The organism is Bacillus sp. SSR7 (assembly GCF_055902415.1).
On sequence record NZ_JBVVXV010000003.1, the window covers coordinates 21,826 to 41,642 of the forward strand.

Annotated in this window: 17 protein-coding genes and 1 pseudogene; 7 read left to right on the top strand and 11 right to left on the bottom strand. The window is 34.7% G+C overall.

Annotated elements, in window-relative coordinates:
• Positions 1-137 precede the first annotated feature (137 nt).
• Positions 138-1,547 (bottom strand): MATE family efflux transporter, encoded by a 1,410-nt coding sequence (locus tag AC0NJG_RS07310; protein ID WP_087953019.1) that lies wholly within the window; start codon positions 1,545-1,547, stop codon positions 138-140.
• A 99-nt stretch (positions 1,548-1,646) separates the two neighbouring features.
• A complete protein-coding gene (locus tag AC0NJG_RS07315; RefSeq protein ID WP_014893866.1) occupies positions 1,647-2,411 on the bottom strand; it encodes a DUF2087 domain-containing protein in 765 nt (254 codons plus the stop codon).
• A gap of 224 nt (positions 2,412-2,635) precedes the next feature.
• Here AC0NJG_RS07315 and AC0NJG_RS07320 point away from each other — a divergent pair, with 224 nt between their 5' ends.
• Together AC0NJG_RS07320 and AC0NJG_RS07325 are read left to right on the top strand one after the other, a co-directional pair.
• Positions 2,636-3,421, top strand: a complete 786-nt coding sequence (locus AC0NJG_RS07320) for an MBL fold metallo-hydrolase (protein ID WP_474062950.1) — start codon at positions 2,636-2,638, stop codon at positions 3,419-3,421.
• A 360-nt stretch (positions 3,422-3,781) separates the two neighbouring features.
• Entirely contained in the window at positions 3,782-4,204 is a 423-nt protein-coding gene (locus tag AC0NJG_RS07325; RefSeq protein WP_087953022.1) for a PH domain-containing protein, read from the top strand.
• Positions 4,205-4,268: 64 nt separating this feature from the next.
• On the opposite strand, the gene fumC is transcribed toward AC0NJG_RS07325, so the two are convergent.
• From fumC to AC0NJG_RS07350, 5 genes and pseudogenes are all read right to left on the bottom strand, one after another.
• Entirely contained in the window at positions 4,269-5,657 is a 1,389-nt protein-coding gene (gene fumC / locus AC0NJG_RS07330) for a class II fumarate hydratase (RefSeq protein ID WP_087953023.1), read from the bottom strand.
• Positions 5,658-5,781: 124 nt separating this feature from the next.
• Positions 5,782-7,185, bottom strand: a complete 1,404-nt coding sequence (gene nhaC, locus AC0NJG_RS07335) for a Na+/H+ antiporter NhaC (RefSeq protein WP_087953024.1) — start codon at positions 7,183-7,185, stop codon at positions 5,782-5,784.
• Between the two features lie 332 nt (positions 7,186-7,517).
• On the bottom strand, positions 7,518-8,177 hold the full coding sequence (locus AC0NJG_RS07340; RefSeq protein WP_087994349.1) for a class I SAM-dependent methyltransferase: 660 nt from the start codon (positions 8,175-8,177) through the stop codon (positions 7,518-7,520).
• Between the two features lie 112 nt (positions 8,178-8,289).
• Entirely contained in the window at positions 8,290-9,162 is an 873-nt protein-coding gene (locus tag AC0NJG_RS07345; RefSeq protein WP_088327504.1) for a TIGR03943 family putative permease subunit, read from the bottom strand.
• Positions 9,163-9,174: 12 nt separating this feature from the next.
• Positions 9,175-10,142, bottom strand: a pseudogene (locus AC0NJG_RS07350) (permease).
• A gap of 183 nt (positions 10,143-10,325) precedes the next feature.
• Here AC0NJG_RS07350 and AC0NJG_RS07355 point away from each other — a divergent pair.
• From AC0NJG_RS07355 to AC0NJG_RS07365, 3 genes are all read left to right on the top strand, one after another.
• Complete coding sequence (locus tag AC0NJG_RS07355; RefSeq protein ID WP_000757655.1) at positions 10,326-11,513, top strand: GTP-binding protein; 1,188 nt, start codon at positions 10,326-10,328, stop codon at positions 11,511-11,513.
• A 185-nt stretch (positions 11,514-11,698) separates the two neighbouring features.
• A complete protein-coding gene (locus tag AC0NJG_RS07360) occupies positions 11,699-12,664 on the top strand; it encodes a DMT family transporter (RefSeq protein ID WP_474063001.1) in 966 nt (321 codons plus the stop codon).
• A gap of 16 nt (positions 12,665-12,680) precedes the next feature.
• A complete protein-coding gene (locus tag AC0NJG_RS07365; RefSeq protein ID WP_087953030.1) occupies positions 12,681-13,352 on the top strand; it encodes a GntR family transcriptional regulator in 672 nt (223 codons plus the stop codon).
• Positions 13,353-13,408: 56 nt separating this feature from the next.
• Here the strand turns inward: AC0NJG_RS07365 and fbpA are convergent, their stop codons facing one another.
• Together fbpA and AC0NJG_RS07375 are read right to left on the bottom strand one after the other, a co-directional pair.
• On the bottom strand, positions 13,409-13,579 hold the full coding sequence (fbpA, locus tag AC0NJG_RS07370) for a Fur-regulated basic protein FbpA (RefSeq protein WP_000098301.1): 171 nt from the start codon (positions 13,577-13,579) through the stop codon (positions 13,409-13,411).
• A gap of 193 nt (positions 13,580-13,772) precedes the next feature.
• Positions 13,773-14,672: a cation diffusion facilitator family transporter gene (locus AC0NJG_RS07375; protein WP_087953031.1), complete on the bottom strand. Its 900-nt coding sequence runs from the start codon at positions 14,670-14,672 to the stop codon at positions 13,773-13,775.
• A gap of 263 nt (positions 14,673-14,935) precedes the next feature.
• Between AC0NJG_RS07375 and AC0NJG_RS07380 the strand changes: the two genes are divergently transcribed.
• Positions 14,936-16,009, top strand: a complete 1,074-nt coding sequence (locus AC0NJG_RS07380) for a WD40/YVTN/BNR-like repeat-containing protein (protein ID WP_474062951.1) — start codon at positions 14,936-14,938, stop codon at positions 16,007-16,009.
• 40 nt (positions 16,010-16,049) lie between these two features.
• Here the strand turns inward: AC0NJG_RS07380 and AC0NJG_RS07385 are convergent, their stop codons facing one another.
• Together AC0NJG_RS07385 and AC0NJG_RS07390 are read right to left on the bottom strand one after the other, a co-directional pair.
• Positions 16,050-17,156 carry a DUF4179 domain-containing protein gene (locus tag AC0NJG_RS07385; protein WP_308900547.1) on the bottom strand — a complete coding sequence of 369 codons (1,107 nt, stop codon included), beginning with the start codon at positions 17,154-17,156 and terminating at the stop codon, positions 16,050-16,052.
• Positions 17,153-17,719: a sigma-70 family RNA polymerase sigma factor gene (locus tag AC0NJG_RS07390; RefSeq protein WP_087953033.1), complete on the bottom strand. Its 567-nt coding sequence runs from the start codon at positions 17,717-17,719 to the stop codon at positions 17,153-17,155. The genes AC0NJG_RS07385 and AC0NJG_RS07390 overlap by 4 nt, the downstream gene beginning before the upstream one ends.
• A 271-nt stretch (positions 17,720-17,990) precedes the next feature.
• Here AC0NJG_RS07390 and asnB point away from each other — a divergent pair, with 271 nt between their 5' ends.
• Entirely contained in the window at positions 17,991-19,814 is a 1,824-nt protein-coding gene (asnB, locus tag AC0NJG_RS07395; protein ID WP_474062952.1) for an asparagine synthase (glutamine-hydrolyzing), read from the top strand.
• Positions 19,815-19,817 lie beyond the last annotated feature (3 nt).

Here is a 19,817-nt window from a genome sequence, read left to right on the forward strand (position 1 = left end):
CGGGCAGTTGATCTCCCACCTAACTGCTTTGCTCCAGCCGAATTTTGAGGTAGGAGTCTTACTGCCCGTTAATGCGGGATAAACATCCCTTTACAAAAATGCCCCTAAGTATAATAACTTAGGGACATTTTTTGTGTTTAACTCACTAATCGTGTAATTCGTTTCTTCTGCCATGAAAGCTTATAATATGCATACTGTAAAATTAAGCTGACAATAAATGCTGCTGGGTATCCAATCCATATCCCTTCTATGCCAAGACTTGTATGGTAAGAAAGGTAATACGCTACAGGTACTTCAACAAGCCAAATTGATACGACGCCAATAACAGTTGGCCATAATACTGTACCGCTTGCTCGCATTGTCGCACTAATAATTTGCGCATGACCGAAAATTAAATAACTCCATAATGTGATCATAACTAGGCTATGAGCAATTTCAATTGTAGTTTGACTCGTTAAAAATAGTGCTAGAATGTCTCTTGAGAACAAGTAAATGAGAGATATTAGCACACCACCGATGACGTAGTTCATAATAATTCCGGCCTTCACAACTTTCTGCAATCGATCAAATTGATTCGCACCAATTGATTGTGCAGCAAAAATGGAGACTGTAATACCAAGACTAACGGCTGGCATTTGTACATAACTTGCAACTTGGTTCACAACGCCATAAGCTGCTGTTGCATCCGAACCGTAACGATTTACAAACGCGATTACCGCAATTTCTGATAATGAAACTAATATCATATTAATACTTGCTGGAATACCGAGTCGTAGTAATAACTTTAATAAACCCCAATCCATTCGAAGATATTTCCTTACCGTACTATCTAATTGTAGCGGGTGATTTTTCTTCTTTAAATACACTAACATGACAATAAACGTAATAACTGTAGATATAACAGAAGCATATGCTGCTCCATACACATCTAATTTTGGAGCACCTAACCACCCAAAAATAAGGATTGGTAATAAGATCATATTTAGCGCTGTACTTACAATTAAAAAGTAAAATGGCGTTTTAGAATCTCCTGTACCTCTCATAAACGTTGTGTATGCGAAATATAAAAATAAGATTGGCATCGATATAAATAAAATACGTGCATAATGTACACTTATTTCAACAATATTTTCTGGCGTCCCCATAAGGCGCATAATATCCATTGCAAAAATACTACCTACTATCGCTAACACAACTCCAATAATAAAGGTAAATGTTAGCGTCGTACCAACAATCGCTTTTAAACGATCTTCGTTTTTTGCACCAAACGCCTGACCAATTAAAATGGAACTCCCTGAACCAATACCAATTACGAATGAAACAAGTAAGAAAAATAATGGGAAGAATGCCGATATAGCCGCTAAATCATTCACTCCAAGCCACCTTCCTACTACTACCATACCGAATAATTGTCCAACTGATTGTAGTACATTACTTAATAGTAACGGTACTAAAAACATGGACATCGATTTCCAAATCGGTTTACTCTCACTTTCTAACTTATGTGACTCCGCACCTTCTTTATTGTTATTTGTAGGTGGTTTCAAATTTCATTTCTCCTTTTATTAAAAATCTGTTTTTCAACTTCCCTCTTTTTGTATATTTGTTGTAATGGTGTGCTTCTATTCATATTCTTTTCTATGTTATTATAACTTCACCCAATATTGGCTTCCATCAGCTGTTCTATCTAAAAACCCGTATTCGATTAAATATCTTCTCAAAGTTACAAAATCCGGATATACGCTTTCTATAATAGCATTTACTTCTTTTTCAGTGTACTTTTTATTACTATCAAACTTCGTCACTAAATGACGTAATATAATTAATTTACGCTTTTGCTTTTTTGGAAATTTAGAAAGCGGTCCATCTAATCCCTCTGTAAAATGCGTTTTTAACACTTCATCATTTTCTTCTTCTGTAATATTGTAGCGATCATCTACCATCGTTGCTGTTCTATGAATGGGTACAAATTTCGTTTGTACTTTTGATTTTTCTTCTGAAAGTTCCATTAACGCCAAAAACACTTTCGCTTGCTTCATTTTCTCTCGAAGGGTAAACCGATGATTGCGGATAGTTGAAGTACTTCCGCCATCCATCTCTTTTACAATCTCTTTATCATTCAGCCCCATATGGAAAAACTGAACCATCTTCTTTTGCAAATCAGTTAAACCCGTATACTTCTTATCTAGGTTTAATAAATAATCAAACATCGACGTATGTTCGTTTTGCACATGCAATTGTACAAACTTTTCTGCTTCATACAAAACTTGATTATCTTGATAAATAACACCCTTTATAAACGCTTCTCCACAAGCTAAACAAATATATTCCTCTGCTTCCGCTTCAAATACATACCCTTTCTTCAACTCCTCAACTGAAGCGTCCCAAAACTTCTCTGAAATATCACTCATACTAAACACTCCTTTAAAATGTTTATTTTAAAATAGACAAATCTTAATAACGTTTATTATCACTTCATCATCTTAACATAACAAAAACAAACTTTTCAATGTTTCGTTTACCTATTTTATAAACCTTTATAAAAACGTCTATTGGATATTCTTTAAAAAGGACATAAAGCAACGAAAAGCGAATGTATTTAATATATGAATTACGATAGGATGTGAAACAAAACATGACTATTCTGGACGACCCTTGGTTTACTGTTAAACAAATTGTCCAAAATACATATGCAATTAGTGAATATGGACATTGGGAGAAAGTACATTCCTTCTTACTTGTAGGCCATACTATCGCACTCCTTATTGATACTGGACTAGGTATCGATAATCTGAAGCGTATAACTGACCAACTAACAACCTTACAAATTACTGTTGTCACAACACATGTCCATTGGGATCATATCGGTAGTCACTCACAATATGAAGAGATCTATGTACATGCTTTAGAAGCAGATTGGCTCATTAACGGGATAAAAGGACTTCCTATTACTCAAATTAGGCATGACATCGCTCGAGATATCACTTTACCTACACCTAAAACATTTCAACCTGAAACATTCAAGCCTTTTCAAGGAACACCAACAAAATTACTACAAGATGGAGACATTATTGATATCGGAAATAGGAAGATTCAAATTATACATACCCCAGGTCACTCACCGGGACATATTTGCCTATACGATTATGAAACTGCGTTTTTATTTACGGGAGATTTACTTTATGAGGGCACGATTTTTGCATTTTATCCATCTACAAATCCTGTAGATCTAGTTCAGTCTCTAAATAAAATTACAAACGTCTTTCCTATTAAACAAATTTTTGGTTCACATCATACCCTCGGCCTTTCACCTGTTATATTGAAAGAGGTGAAATATGCTATTCAATATTTAAATGATAAAGAGCTGATCAAACACGGGACTGGTATTCATACATTCCAAAACTTCAGCATTCAATTTTAACTAAAAAAAGGTGTTTCCGTATAAGAAAACACCTTTTACTTTTTATATATTCTATTTACAGTCTCTACTAAAACCTTACTTACCTCTACAAATATATGTTTTCGATTTCCATCCTCAACAAATTTATTAGCACAACTACCCATAATGATTATACAACTAATTATGACTAACACTATCTTTCTATTCTTGTAAGTCACTTCATGCCACTCCACTATTACAAAACTTCTTTTAAATTTATCCCATCAAGAAATTTTACATGAATAATAAAACGTGTGAATATGCAATTATGCATATTCACACGTTTTATTACGATGTTATGATTTAATTTAGTTAAAGTACACGTATACCGAGGTGACTAACTTGAAATTTAAAGCGAAAAAAAATCCATTTCACGTCATTTTTATTACATTATTTATCATGATTTTTTTCATTTCGCTATTCTTCCAAAATGAAAATTCTATTTTTTTCACCCTCATGATGCTGCTAAATATCGTGAATCTTTCTTCATTCTATTTCTCTCACTACAACGTAACGGAATCATCTCTTGTCGTAAAACATGGTTTCATACTACGTACTGAAATTCCCTTTGAAGATATTCGCCACATTAAATACTCTGGTAAAAAACTTCATTCAAAGAAATGGACTAGACAGCAATTAGAAATCCATTATAATTTATTCGACTCTGTGACAACTTTCGTACCACAAGAAGAAGAAAAATTCATTGCGCTTTTAAAAGAAAACTGCCCACATATGAAAATATTGAATATGTCTGCTAACAAATAATATATTTTGGCACTTACAGTAATAAAGAAACCAAGATTCTAAACAAAGAATCTTGGCGTTTTTATTACTCTTTCGGGGCAATCATTTTTTTCGGATCGACAATTTCATCGAATTGTTCTTCTGTTAGTAGTCCAGATTGCAGCGCTGCTTCTTTTAGCGTTAACCCTTCTTTATGAGCATGCTTCGCAATTTTCGCTGCATTTTCATATCCGATATGAGGGTTTAATGCTGTAACAAGCATTAATGAACGATTCACATTCTCTTTAATGACTTCTTCATCTGCTTCAATACCAACTGCACAATTATCATTAAATGAAACAATTGCATCTGCTAATAAGTGAGCAGATTGTAAGAAGTTATATGCAATAACAGGTTTAAATACATTTAACTCAAAATTGCCTTGGCTCGCTGCAAATCCGATTGTTGCGTCATTTCCCATTACTTGTGCTACAACCATCGTTAATGCTTCACTTTGCGTTGGATTTACTTTACCTGGCATAATAGAGCTTCCTGGCTCATTTGCTGGAATAATAATTTCTCCTAGCCCACTACGTGGACCACTTGCCAGCCAGCGCACATCGTTAGCGATCTTCATTAAATCCGCTGCTAATGCTTTTAATGCACCATGCGTATATACAACTTCATCATGACTCGTTAATGCATGGAATTTATTTGGTGCAGAAATAAATTGCTTACCTGTAAATTGGCTAATTTCCTCAGATACCATCTCACCAAATTTAGGATGGGCGTTTATACCTGTTCCAACTGCAGTACCACCAATCGCAAGCTCTTTCATATATGTATTGCTCTCTGCAATCATACGCTCTGTTTTTTCAAGCATACGGTGCCATCCACTAATTTCTTGTCCTAATGTTAACGGTGTCGCATCTTGTAAATGTGTACGACCAATTTTTATAATATGTTCAAATGCAGTTACTTTTTCTGCTAACGTTTCTTTTAATTTGGTAAGTGCTGGTAACACGTGATTTTCTACTGCGAGTACACATGCTACATGAAGCGCAGTTGGGAAAGTATCATTTGAACTTTGAGACATGTTCACATCATCATTCGGATGAATATGTACGTCAGATCCCTTCTCTTTCAAAATTTGATTCCCTCGGTTTGCAATTACTTCATTCACATTCATGTTTGACTGCGTACCACTCCCTGTTTGCCATACGACAAGTGGAAAATGTTCATTCCATTTCCCTGCAATCACTTCGTCAGCTGCTGTCACAATTGCTTCTGCTTTTTCTTCTGATAGCTTTCCTAATTTTTTATTAGTAAGTGCTGCACTCTTCTTTAAAATGGCAAATGCTTTTACAATTTCAAGCGGCATTTGCTCTGTTCCAATCGGAAAGTTTTCTTTACTACGTTGTGTTTGTGCTGCCCATAATTTATCAGCTGGAACTTTTATTTCTCCTAATGTATCTCTTTCAATTCTGTACTCCATTTTTTCATCCCCTTGAAAATAAAATACCTACATCTCTTATAATAACAGACTTTCTCTTAAATGATAAGAATTCTCACTCTTGTGTATAAAAAAAATACCTCCTGCCATCGCAGAAGGTATTTTTTTATGATGCTTGCTTTCCTTTTTCAGCATCATCAACATACCAAATAAATTTGCCTGTATATCCGTAAATAACCGCTAAAATTAACGATACGAAGCTTAACCACATAAATGGAACGTATGAGAACGTTGCTACACCTAAAATACCAGCCATAAAAATACCATTATCAGACCATGGCACCATACCTGAAGTTAACGTTCCACCTACTTCTGAGTTACGTGCTAATACACGTCGGTCTATTTTTAATTTATCATAGCTTTCTTCCATAATTTTCGGTGTTAAAATTAATGATACGTACATTGCACAACCAAATATATTCGCTAAGAATGCCACGATTAATGTAGACAATGTTACATTACCTGCAGAATTTAATTTCTTCTCAAATTTTGATACGATTACTTTTAAAACACCTAGTTTTTCAAGTAATCCACCAAATCCTAAACCGAAAATAATAACGGCTACTGATCCAAGCATACCGTTAATTCCACCACGGTTTAATAACTTGTCCACAAATTCAACACCAGATTGAATTGAGAATCCGTTATACGCTGTTCCAATCGCCTCTCCAAAGTTCATTCCTTGGAAAAGAGTTGCCCAAATTGCACCAATTAAAGCTCCCATTGCAATTGTTGGCATAGACGGTCTCTTTAGTGCTAATAGAACAATAACAATGACCGCTGGAACAAGCATCCATATTTTAATATCAAATTGCTTTAATAAAGCTTCTTTTAAAAACTCTACTCGATTTAAATCTACGTTATCGCCGCCATACATCCAACCAGCTACAGTAAACATAATACTAGTAATAATGTAAGCCGGAACATCTAATACGAGCATAGCTCGAACGTGAGCAATAACATCTACTTTCGCCATAGAAGCTGCCAGAACCGTACTATCAGAAAGTGGTGATAATTTGTCCCCGAAATAAGCTCCTGAAAGAACTGCACCAGCAACAAGTGGAAGTGGTAATCCAAGCCCTTCACCAATCGCCATCATAGCAATACCTGCTGTTCCAACTGTTCCCCATGATGTTCCTGTTGCGATAGAAGTGATCGAACAAATAATTAATGTTGCTAATAGGAATATGCTAGGGTGAATAAATTCTAACCCATAATAGATTAATGTTGGTACAACGCCACCAGCAATCCATGTTCCAATTAAAGCACCTACTGCAACTAAAATCAGTATTGCTTCTAATCCGTTAGAAATCCCTTTCGTAATTGCATCTTGCAATTCTTGATAACGAAATCCTAATCTTAATCCAAGCGCAATTACTAAAAACCATGAAATAAATAGCGCTAATTGAATTGGGAGATCAAAAATCGTTTGGAAGGAAAAGACAACAGCAAGAAATAGTAATAAAAGAACTATGATTTCTAGCATCGATGGTAATCTTACACTTTTCATTTTTTTCTCTCCTTACAAGTCGATAACATGACGTGTGTCGTCTTACATGTATGTAATATACAATTAGCGAAGACAAAACAAAATTTTCATATTATTTCGATTTATTTTTCCAGTATAATATATTGGACACCTTTTCTATTGTAAAAGTAGATGCTACTTTTCGCAATGGAAAATATAAAAAATGTTACATTTTTTATATTTAACAATCAAAGAGTAACTTTTTTAATATTTGCCACCAAAAAACTTTTTACTATTATCCTTACCGTTTAAAGGAATATCATTATTCTCCAAACAAAAAAGCACGCATCATTCAAATGATGCATGCTCCACTTTTATTTATACATATTTTGTATTTCTTCTTTGTTTTTAAGTATTTCCACAAACTTATCGCTACAACCTTTCGGAAATAATACGCCGAGTCCATATGAATGCTGGAACTGAAAATGAGGGTGCTTTGCTGTGACTTCATCCCAAAACTTATACACGCCGAAGTTTCGATCTTTCACCTCAATATCATGAAATAACACAATACCGTTATTCGCAAGTTTCGGTAACCATGTTTTATAATCATGAGAAACTGCTTCATACGTATGATAGCCATCAATATGCAACAAGTTTATCGTTCCATCTTGAAATTGATCAACGGCCTCATCGAAAGTAGAACGAATTAAATTACCTATATTGGGATAACTCGTATTTACGACTTTCTCTACGATTTGATAAACGCCTTCTCCATATGGACCTGTATGCTCATCTCCCGCCCAAGTATCTACAGCAAAACATTTTGTAGATAATCCCCCATCCTTTACCCCTTGACAAAAACTGAAAAAAGAAGCTCCTAAATGTGTACCTAACTCGACTAATACTTCCGGCTTTTCAAACCTTACTAAATCATATGCAAAGTCTAAATGCCCAATCCACGCCGTATTTGCCCGAATAAAATGGCTATAATTATCAAATTCAAATGTTGGTTTATGAGTAACCCAGCTCATCGCATATCTCCTTCTACCCATATTTTTAACAAACCAAATTACTCTTATCTTTATTTTTTTGTTACCGCAATTATGAGTCTATTTCATGAAAATATGAAGAATTAGTTCTTTTTCATTGTGGTAAAGCATCGTATACATACGGATCTTTAGGCGTATTGATTTTCTCTACTTTACTTACTTTTACAAGTGGAAATAGTGCTCCTTTATATGTCGTTTCGTCCAACAAACCTGTTATTTTCACCCATGTTTCCTGTGGGAGCTTTTTTACGTTTTCCCCTGCAACAATCATCCCCCAGACTGATGCATCCGCAATACAACAAGTTATGCCATATCGCGCCACTACCGCTTTATCACCTGTCACATCCTTATCATTATATATAAACCCTGAGAATGTAATTTCCTTCCCTTTAAATCCTTTTACATCTTGACCAATTATACTCATTGTTTGAACATAATCCTTATCCTCTACTTGTATCTTTCGTTGTCCCAACATACTTTTTGCTAATTGTTCTTCCGCTTGATCAGTCACTTTTAAATTCGAAGTTTCATCTTGTTCTTTCCCATTAGAATTTGCCTGTATTCCCTCTTTTTCGTTCTTTTCCATACTTCTCGCCTGTACACTTTGATTCATACCCCTTTTTCCTGCTAAACTTCCATCAATTGTTACACCTCCAAATAAAAAAGCACTAATAATTAGAACAACAAATAAAACATATACAAAATATCTTTTTAACCCTAACTTCAATTCCCTATGATGCACACAACAATTACAATCATCTTGTTCCTCTCTCTCATCTCCCCAAACTTGTAATGAACCAAGAAGTAAAATTACTACAAAAGCTATATACGTAAATTTAATCATTTTTGGAGCGATAAAATTATAAATATTCCCGGTTACAAATAGTTTAAATAAGAGCATTGCTAAACCAATTAAAATAATGCCACGAATATAGCGATGATAGGCCTTCTGTTCCTTTCCCTCCACGTTTCTCATCTCCTATAACGTTGTAATTTGCACGATTGTGTACACCGATAAAATAATAATTCCAATCAAAAAGAATACAAATCTCTTTTGAAAATATGCAAACAACATGAACGTATTTTTCATATCGAGCATAGGCCCAAACACAAGAAATGCGAGAAGTGCTTTTACAGAGAAAACATGTCCAAAAGATGCCGCTATAAACGAATCGGCCGCAGAGCAAATGGATAAAACATAACCAAATCCCATCATAATAATTGGGGCAATTACTTCGTTATGTGCTACTGCATCCAGTACATTCCCGTTTGAAATACACTTGCTAAAAAAGCACCAATCAGTAAATACTTACCAGTATCAAAAAACTCATCTACAGTGTGATTCATAACATCTTTCCAACTCTTTTTTTTGTTTTTTTGAACTGACACCTCTATGTCTTTTAAAACATTTCTTTCGCGATACCGATAATACACAATTAAACCTATGAATAGAGCAACAAGAATTGTTACCCCAAAGCGTGCATATACAATGTAATCATTTTTTTGAAACGCATATACAGTAGATAAAAGAACAACTGGATTCATAATAGGTGCACTTAGTAAAATAACAATGCCCACATGAAGTGGTAACCCCTTTTGAATGAGCCTTCTTACAATTGGTATAATGACACATTCACACATTGGAAAAAGAATTCCAACAAATACTGCTGGAACCATTGCAACAATTGGAGATTTCGGCATTACTTTTTGAATCATATCTTCTGTCACAAACACTTGAATGAGAGAAGAAACAATTACCCCTAATAAAATAAATGGTATTGCTTCAAATATAATACTTAAAAACACCGTATTCACATTCAACCATTCTTTTGGCATACTTTTATGCAAATTTGCTAAACTTGTAAAATCTACAAAAAATATTAAAAAGAGAAACATAGCAATAAGAGCTATTCCTATTAATTCTTTTGAAGCCCTATTAAAGACCATCCTTCTCGCCTCCATTTTACTTATATGTAAACAAGTGCTTGTCCAAAAGCTTCCTGCTACAGCACAAATTTTATAGTCTATTCCTATTCTTAAATCGTAACCATTATGATTTATTATTGATTTTTTCTTTTCCATCATTTAATATAAAACGTAATAATTACGATTTAAAGGAGAGAGTATTTCATGAAAAAAGTACCTATCACTGTATTAAGTGGTTTTTTAGGAGCTGGAAAAACTACCTTACTACATCATATTTTGACTAATAAGAACAACTTAAAAGTAGCTGTTATCGTTAATGATATGAGCGAAGTAAACATTGATGCATCCCTTATCAAAAAAGGTGGTTTTTCACGTACGGAGGAAAAACTAGTAGAAATTCAAAATGGCTGTATTTGTTGCACACTACGAGAGGATTTAATGATAGAAGTGAATCGGCTTGTGGAAAACGGTGATATTGACTATATAGTTATTGAATCTTCCGGTATAAGTGAGCCGATTCCAGTTGCCCAAACGTTTACGTATACAGACGATGTTCTGAACATTGACTTAACAAAAAATTGTCGCCTCGATACAATGGTTACTGTTGTAGATGCAAATAGATTTTGGGATGATTTTGCAGATGGTGAAAGTTTATTAGACCGTAAGCAGGCAATTGATGAAAACGATACTCGGGAAGTTATTGATTTATTAATAGATCAAATTGAGTTTGCAAATGTAATTCTCCTTAATAAGATAGACCTACTAGAAAAAGAAGATGTGAGAGAGCTGCATCATTTACTTAAGAAATTAAATCCTAGTGCAAAAATTATTGAAACTTCATTTAGCAACGTACCACTGCAAGAAATTTTAAATACAAACTTATTCAATTATGAGGAAGCGAGTCAATCGGCGGGTTGGATACAAGAATTAAATAGTGAACATCATACACCTGAAACTGAAGAATATGGCATCAATTCCTTTGTGTATCGCCGTAAATATCCTTTCCATCCTGAACGCCTTATGAATTGGCTAGAAAAATGGCCTGTGGATGTCGTAAGAGCAAAAGGATTTTTCTGGCTCGCATCACGTAATAATATGATAGGGCTTCTATCTCAAGCGGGTTCCTCTATTACAATTCAAGGAGCCGGTGAATGGATAGCGGCATTACCTGAAACTGAAAGAAATCAAATTATTACAGAAGAACCCGAAGTATTGAAAAGCTGGAACGAGCGATATGGAGATCGAATAACCGAACTCGTATTTATCGGAATTGATATGAACCGTTCTTTAATTGAACAATCATTAGATGATTGTCTATTAACAGAAAAAGAAATGGCACAAAACTGGGATACATTCATTGATCCTATTCCAGCTTTTACTTACACTTCATAATTTAAAATAGAAAGGCTTCCGTAAACGAAAGCCTTTCTATTTTATCGTTCTCTTATTTAACAAACTTCTTTAATCTGAATAACAGCTTTACATCAAGTGAGAATTTTCAGTTTATTTTTTATTCATTTCGTGATATATTGCATATTGTATACAATATATTTTTTGAAAGGAGGAATCAATACATGATGAATCCAAATCGTTTAAAAGGAATCATTATGGTTGTAATTGGTGCTTGTTTATGGGGATTATCCGGAACAGCTGCACAACAACTTTTTCAATATGAACATGTTTCTACTGAATGGTTAGTTACAATTCGATTGCTTATATCGGGCGTTATCTTGCTCATTATTTCATCATTCGGAACGAGAAAAAAAGAAATATTCAGCATATGGAAACAAAGATCTGATGCTACTAAAATGATATTGTTTGGCCTATTCGGTATGCTTGCTGTACAATACACGTACTTCGCTTCTATTAAAGAAGGAAATGCTGCCGTCGCAACATTATTGCAATATTTAGCTCCTATATTTATTACTGTATACTTACTTTTCAAATGGAACGTTCGTCCATCAAAAATTGATTTCATTTCAATTGCTCTTTCATTAGTAGGCACTTTTCTCTTACTGACAAACGGGTCTATACATAACTTAGCTGTTTCTACACCAGCTATCATTTGGGGAATTTTATCTGGATTATCTCTTGCTTTTTATAGTTTATACTCAAAGGAATTACTAGATAGATGGTCTTCCTCAGTTATCGTTGGATGGGGCATGATTATTGGAGGTATTGGTGTAACGATTGTACACTTTATTTCTACGAAAGAATTCATTTTATTATCAACGATGAAATATGTAAAACTAAATACCTTACCACTTATCACATTTGTCATCATTTTTGGGACACTTATTGCTTTTTATTTATACTTAGACAGCATACGATACTTGACTCCGAAAGAAACGACATTATTCGGATGTACTGAACCACTCGCAGCTATTATTTCTTCTGTACTTATATTACATGTGCCGTTTCAATCTTTTCAGTTATTAGGGGCTTTTTGTGTCATTGTAATGGTACTCATTTTAAGTCAAAAACCGGATGAAGGGAAACCAAAATTAAAGTTTGTTCATGAGAAAAAGGAAAATATACAATGAAAGGATGGAATTCACAATGCCTATCCCTCAAAATTATAAAAAACAAGGAAGATTTTCGGCAAAATCACTCGTTTTAAATCAACTACAAGATTGGATTATTGAAGGTGTACTGCAGCCTGACGAAAAAATTAATGATGGTGAATTGGCTGAAGCACTAGGAGTAAGTAGAACACCTGTAAGAGAAGCACTGCAAATATTAGAACTTTCTGGATTGGTGGAAATGGTACCTGGGCAAAAAACAAAAATTGCTCCTATTAAGTTAGACGACATTCCGATCATTTATGAGACGATGGCTGGTCTTCACTCTATTATAGGAAAGCAAGCACTTCAAAATATTACAGACGCTGATTTGAAACTACTTTCTGAAATAAATGATGATTTTCAGCGCTCTATAGAGAAGAAAAACGCAAAACAAGCGTTACAACTAGATATACAATTTCACAATACAATTTCTTCTATTGCTAAAAATCAATATATTGAGCCCTTTCTAGCAAATATGCAACTTCACGTTTTACGTCTTGAATACTTGTTTTTCCAAAACTTTGTTCCAGCAAGTCAATCTATTGAAGAACATCACTCAATCATTCAAGCACTGCAAAAGAAGGATGAAAAACAAATGGAACAAATGATGTCTCAAAACTGGCTCCGTCCAATGAAAGAAATATCAAAAATAATTTCTACGAAATAATAATAGAGCTGGTTACATAAAATCGTAACCAGCTCATCTTTTATTAATCTATATAGCTACGCCTGAATATCTGCATAATCTTCCATATCTTCGTACTCTTTTTCCAATTCCTCTAAAGACAGCTCGTATAATTGTCGGTCGCGAATTTTAAACACACCTGCTCCAATTAACTCATCAATTAAATGCCTCTTACGATTTTCAACAGCAAAACGGAGTTGACTACTCATCTTTTAAAAAACTCCTTTCTACGATCATTGAAAATGATAATCTCTATCAATTACCACTTTTGATTATAAAAGATGACTCGTTATAAGTAAAGTAATTTCATGAAATATTTACCTTACAAAGTATTTGTGGCCACATTATATATATGTATGCCGCGCGAAAAATGTTATGACACTTTTTCTTATCCTTTTTCTTTCATACTTTGCAAGTTGTCTCACTATGATTAAATTCACCATCTATCTCTACTTGAATGGTGACATGTTCTACATGAAACTTTTCCTTTAATACATCCGTAGCCTCTTTTAGTACACTTTGCGTTTCATTACCTGTAATAATCAAATGGCAAGTTAATACTTGAAAATCAGATGTGACAGACCATATGTGCAAATCATGAACTTCTTTTACAACCGTAATATTTAATAATGTACTTTTTACCTCTTCAACATTTATGTGCTGTGGTGCACCTTCCATTAATATATGGACCGTATCACGTGTTACACGCCATCCACTAATAATGACTAAAATGGACACAAGAATACTAGCAATCGCATCTGCAGCAGTCCACCCGAAAAATTTAATACATAGCGCTGCAATAATCGCTCCAACTGACCCTAATAGATCGCCTAATACGTGTAAGAAAGCACTTCTTAAATTTAAATTCCCCTTCACATCTCCGCCTCTCATTAATATCCAAGCTGATAAAATATTAATAAGCAGACCAAGTACAGCAATAATGAGCATCCCATTACTAGCAATCTCAACTGGTTCTGTAAAACGGCGAATTGCTTCAATGAAAATGTATACTGAAATGACTATAAGAACGACACCGTTGCATAATGCTGCTAACATTTCGACTCTCTTATACCCGTATGTTTTCGCAGCTGTTGCTGTTTTTTCTCCAAGCTTAAACGCAAGTAAACTTAAAGCTAAAGATACCGCATCACTTAACATATGCCCCGCATCAGATAATAGTGCTAAACTATTTGTTACAAATCCGCCAATTACTTCAGCAATCATAAAACTTGTCGTTAATACGAAAGCGATTAGCAGCGCCTTTTTATTGTTAGAATGACCGTGATCATGTGAATGTCCCATACCAATACTCCTTTAAGTGCAATATCTGTATGTTAGTATGAAACAAACTCCCCATCTTTATCCCGCATCAATGCCCGATTGGTGAAAGCTTATAATCAGTAGGGATGCCACACGCTGATTAAAGTTTCACTTTACCTCACTTCCTCTGTATACACACTTCGCTATTTTTCAAACAAGTCCTTTTTCTCAAATAAAAACAAGACTACTTCTTTTTTATTTTCATATTGTTTACTAAGGAAGGAATTTTTAAGGAGGGGACGAAATTGAAAAGATTATTTCTCTGTATGGAGCGTGAACTTGTTGTTGTAAAAGAACGATATGGTAACTATGAAGCATCCTATCACTTACAAAATATGCAACCTACCTGTATCGCTGTTGACCCGTTTCAACAAAACCGTGTATATTGCGGGACATTTGGACGAGGCTTATGGTTAAGCGACGATGGCGGAGATTCGTGGAAACCAATTGGAGATTCATATCGTTACTTTGATTTTCCAAATGAAGATGGTATTTTACATTCTTCGATCACTTCTATTACAATAAGCCCTAATGAACAAGTTAACGGATATGGCGTCGTTTATGTAGGAACAGAACCTAGTGCTTTATTCCGTTCGGAAAATGGTGGTGAAACGTGGACGGAACTGAAAAATATGAAATCATTATTATCTTCTTATACGTGGGCTTTCCCGCCTAGACCGTTTACCCATCACGTACGCTGGATTACAGTTGATCCAAATAATCCAAATACAATCCATGTTTCAATTGAAGCTGGTGCTGTTATTCAAAGTAATGATAGAGGGCATACATGGATGGATAAAAAATTCGGTGCTCCTATCGATGCTCATCAATTGCTTATGCACCCAGAAGCTCCAAATCGCCTTTATGCATCATGTGGTGACGGATTTATGGGCGGACCTGATCGCGCATACCTCGAAAGTTATAACAGCGGAAACAGCTGGATCTCATGCAGCGAAGGACTTGAACATCATTATTTATACAGCATGGCTATCGATCCAGCTGATTGTGATACAATTCTCGTTTCTGCCGCACCAAGCGCTGACCTCGCTCATCACCGTATTCCTTATGAATCTTATATTTATCGTAAAACGAAAGATACTCCGTTCCAGCAAGTACAGCAAGGTCTACCATCAGCAATCGGTACAGTCATTTCAATGTTTGCGACAAATCCAGCAGAACCACATACGTTTTACACTTTAAATAACAATGGCGTGTTTCAATCCACTGATAGCGGCGGATCGTGGGAACAACTAAATATTCCTTGGAAAGATGAATATAAAACGCAACATCCGCATGCTTTACTTGTTACTAGTTCTTAAGAAGAAAAAGACTGCCTAATCGTTTTAGGCAGTCTTTCTTTTATTTCTTTAAATCAATTACGATACCATCTAACACTATATCTTTACTCTTCGCTTCTTTTTTCGGCACTTCAATTTTCTTCTCGATTCCATTAATAAACTCCACTCCACCAAAGTTTTCTGGTGTATGAACTCTTAAATGAACACGCGGTGTAACGATAAGCTTTGTTGCATTTTCGTTCAACTTTTGGAATGTAGTACTCCAACTACTTTTATGTGGCTCCGCTACTGTACTGCTTCCACCATTTCCTTCACCTGCATATTTATTTCCTAAATCATCTTTTATTTCTAATTCCACATCAGCACTATCCCATATACTTCTTAATGCCTTAGATTCTTCTTGATTATAAAAAACGATAAAGGACATCGAGGTTACTTCCATTTTGTCTATATTTACTTTTATTAATTCATTTTCAGTACTTCCTTTGAGTTTCATTTCTTTACTTTCCATAGCATTTAAAGACAACGCAAAATTCCAATCTCCTTTTATTGATTTTTTTCCATCTATTGTTTCTATTTTGTCTATCTCCCACTTGATATTTGCAACATTCATTTTTTTACCATCAACATCACTTGCTGTACTCATACCCACATACTTTTTATCCCCTATTTTTGTAATTTTAGAGCTACCAGTCATACCATTAAAACCTACAACCTGTAAGGATTCAAGGATGTTTGGATTTTCTCCTAAATCTTTATCACTTTCAATAGAATACGTTATTGTTACAGTTCTTCCGTTAAATACAGCATCATTGAGTGTAACCTTAACTCCATTACTCTCCCTCGTCATATTCAACTCAGTCGAAAACTCTTTATAATTTTCATATAGCCCTGTTCTACCATTATCTAAAAATCGGAATATGTCACCTACAATTGGCAATCCCCCGGCATATGTAGGAAACCCGATACCGAGCGTTGCAACTGATAATCCTACTAAAATAGATGCAGCAGCAACGCCTTTTTTCCAACTTTTCATCTTTTTCTTCGTACGCATCGATTGTTTTACATTGCGCTTCACTTTTTCTTTTTCAATTTCAGAAGCCTCAATTTCCTCAAGTTCTTTCTCATCTATATCAATATCATTTAATAGTTCATAAATGTCTTTCATATGACACTACCTCCAAAACTAATTTTCGTAGCATTTTGTTGTAGTTTCTTTTTTCCACGATACACACGATTATCTATCGCTGCCCGAGTTAACCCTAACTTGTCTCCTATTTCTTCTGTCTTCATACCAAGAAGATATTTCATAATGAACACCTTTTGATCTAACGGTTCTAATTGATTAATAAGCTTCAATAACTCTTCCCTATCTTCCATAACGATTAATTCATCTTCTGCTGACTTTTCCGTACTAATATGGAACTCATCTGAAATAATTTCTACTTTTTTAGTTGCTTTCCGGTAATAATCAATTGCTTTAAACTTCGCAATCGCCGCTATCCATTTTTTAAAATCATTCGGCTCTCCATGAAACTTATTTGCATTATTCCATATGGAAAGAAATATATCGTTTATACATTCCTCTATGAGTCCATCATTTTGAATTGGAAGTAGAACTTTATGCGTGATTCCCTTTATGAGTGGTAAATATGTATCGACAACAAATTCTAGCGCATCTTCTTTTTGTCGCTGTAATCTTTTTATATAATTTTTCTCATTTGATTTCATGTAGCGATTCCCCTTATTTTTTTGTAAAAGCTTTTACACCCTATATAACGTCTAAAAAAATATTTTCTCTCATCTTTTTATTATTTTTTGTATGTAATGGAATACTTTTCCTTACCCATTGTCTCACATAACTATGTGTTCAAAGAAAATTTTCTCAAGTCTGCAATTTGATTCATGTAGTACACTATTTATATAGTCATTCTTTAACTTAGTGTACATTTTATTTCATTAATCTACTTTTCAACATTTTAAATTAGGAGATGAGATATGTATGTGTGGAATTACAGGTTGGGTAGATTGGAAAGAAGACCTTTCAAATCAACATGTTATTTTAAAAAAGATGGCAAATAGTATTGGGCATCGCGGTCCGGATGCTGAAGGATATTGGTTTTCACCTCGTGCTGCCTTTGCACACCGGCGTTTAATTGTAATTGATCCCGAAGGCGGAGCACAGCCGAAGACATTTCATGCTGGTGATTATACGTATGCTCTTACTTATAATGGAGAAATTTATAATTTCCGTGAGCTTAGAGAGCAACTTCAAAAATGCGGTCATGCATTTGAAACGCATTCAGATACAGAAGTGTTACTACATGCTTATCTAGAATGGAAAGAAGACTGCGTACAACATTTAAACGGAATTTTCGCTTTCGCCTTATGGGATGATCAGAAGCAACAATTATTTTTAGCACGTGATCATTTAGGCGTAAAGCCACTCTTTTATACTGAAAGAAATGACAGCATTATTTTCGGATCTGAAATAAAAGCATTATTAGCACATCCATCTGTCCCTGCTGAAATTGATGCGGATGGCATAAATGAAATATTTGGATTAGGCTTATTTCGAACTCCAGGATGTGGCGTCTTTAAACATATTGAAGAAGTGCGTGCTGGACATTCTATAACATTTACACGTGATAAAAAAGTAGTTACGAAGTATTGGAATTTAGAAAGTAAGGTCCATACAGATTCTATAGAAGATACATCATCACATATTTTATCTATTTTACAAGATACAGTAAAAAGACAATTAATTGCCGATGTTCCTCTCATTTGTATGTTATCAGGAGGATTAGATTCTAGCGGTATTACTGCACTAGCGGGAAAAGAATTTGCTGCTGAAAACAAAACACTTCATACGTATTCCATTGACTTTGTAAATAGTGCAAAAGATTTCGAACTGACATTTGCTCGCACTGGTTTAGACGCTCCTTGGGTAAAACGCGTTTCTGAACATGTAGGGACATCTCATCATGATATTATTGTGAATGCTGAAGAATTAGCAAATCACTTATTCGTTCCCCTTCGTGCAAAAGATTTACCGAGTGCTGGTGAAATGGAAACTTCACTATATTTACTATTTTGCGAAATGAAAAAAGATGCGACCGTAGCTTTATCCGGCGAATCTGCTGATGAAGTATTCGGTGGATACCCTTGGTTTCATCAAGAAGAATTACTTTATGTAGATAAGTTTCCTTGGCTAACAAATTGGAAAAATACATCTCCTCTTCTACTAAATGAAGTAAGTAACCAATGTAACTTAAAAAACTATATTGATACACGATTCCAAGAAGCGATACTTGAAGTACCTACTCTTGAAGGCGAAAGTAAAACATCCGCGAAACAACGTCAAATGTTTTATTTATTTTTAACGAGATTTCTTCCGTTCTTACTTGACCGTAAAGACCGTATGAGTATGGCTGTAGGATTTGAAGTTCGTGTACCGTTTTGCGATTATCGATTAGTTGAATATTTATGGAACGTTCCTTTCAACATAAAAAGCATTGATAATATTGAAAAAGGCATTTTACGTAGAGCACTGCAACCTGCTTTACCTGATGATGTACGTAATAGAAGAAAAAGTGCTTATCCAACTTCACAAGACCCACATTATTTACAAACAATTCGTCATTTATCACTCGACATGTGCAGTAATAAAAATAATCCTATTTTCTCTCTTATTAATCATTCCACATTACTTGCTATTGCCGATCAGAGTAATAAGGAAATTAATAATTTCGAAGCAAGGAGTGCTATGGAATATATGCTTCAAGTAAATGAATGGTTAAAAACGTATCACATCCATATCGCTTAACAA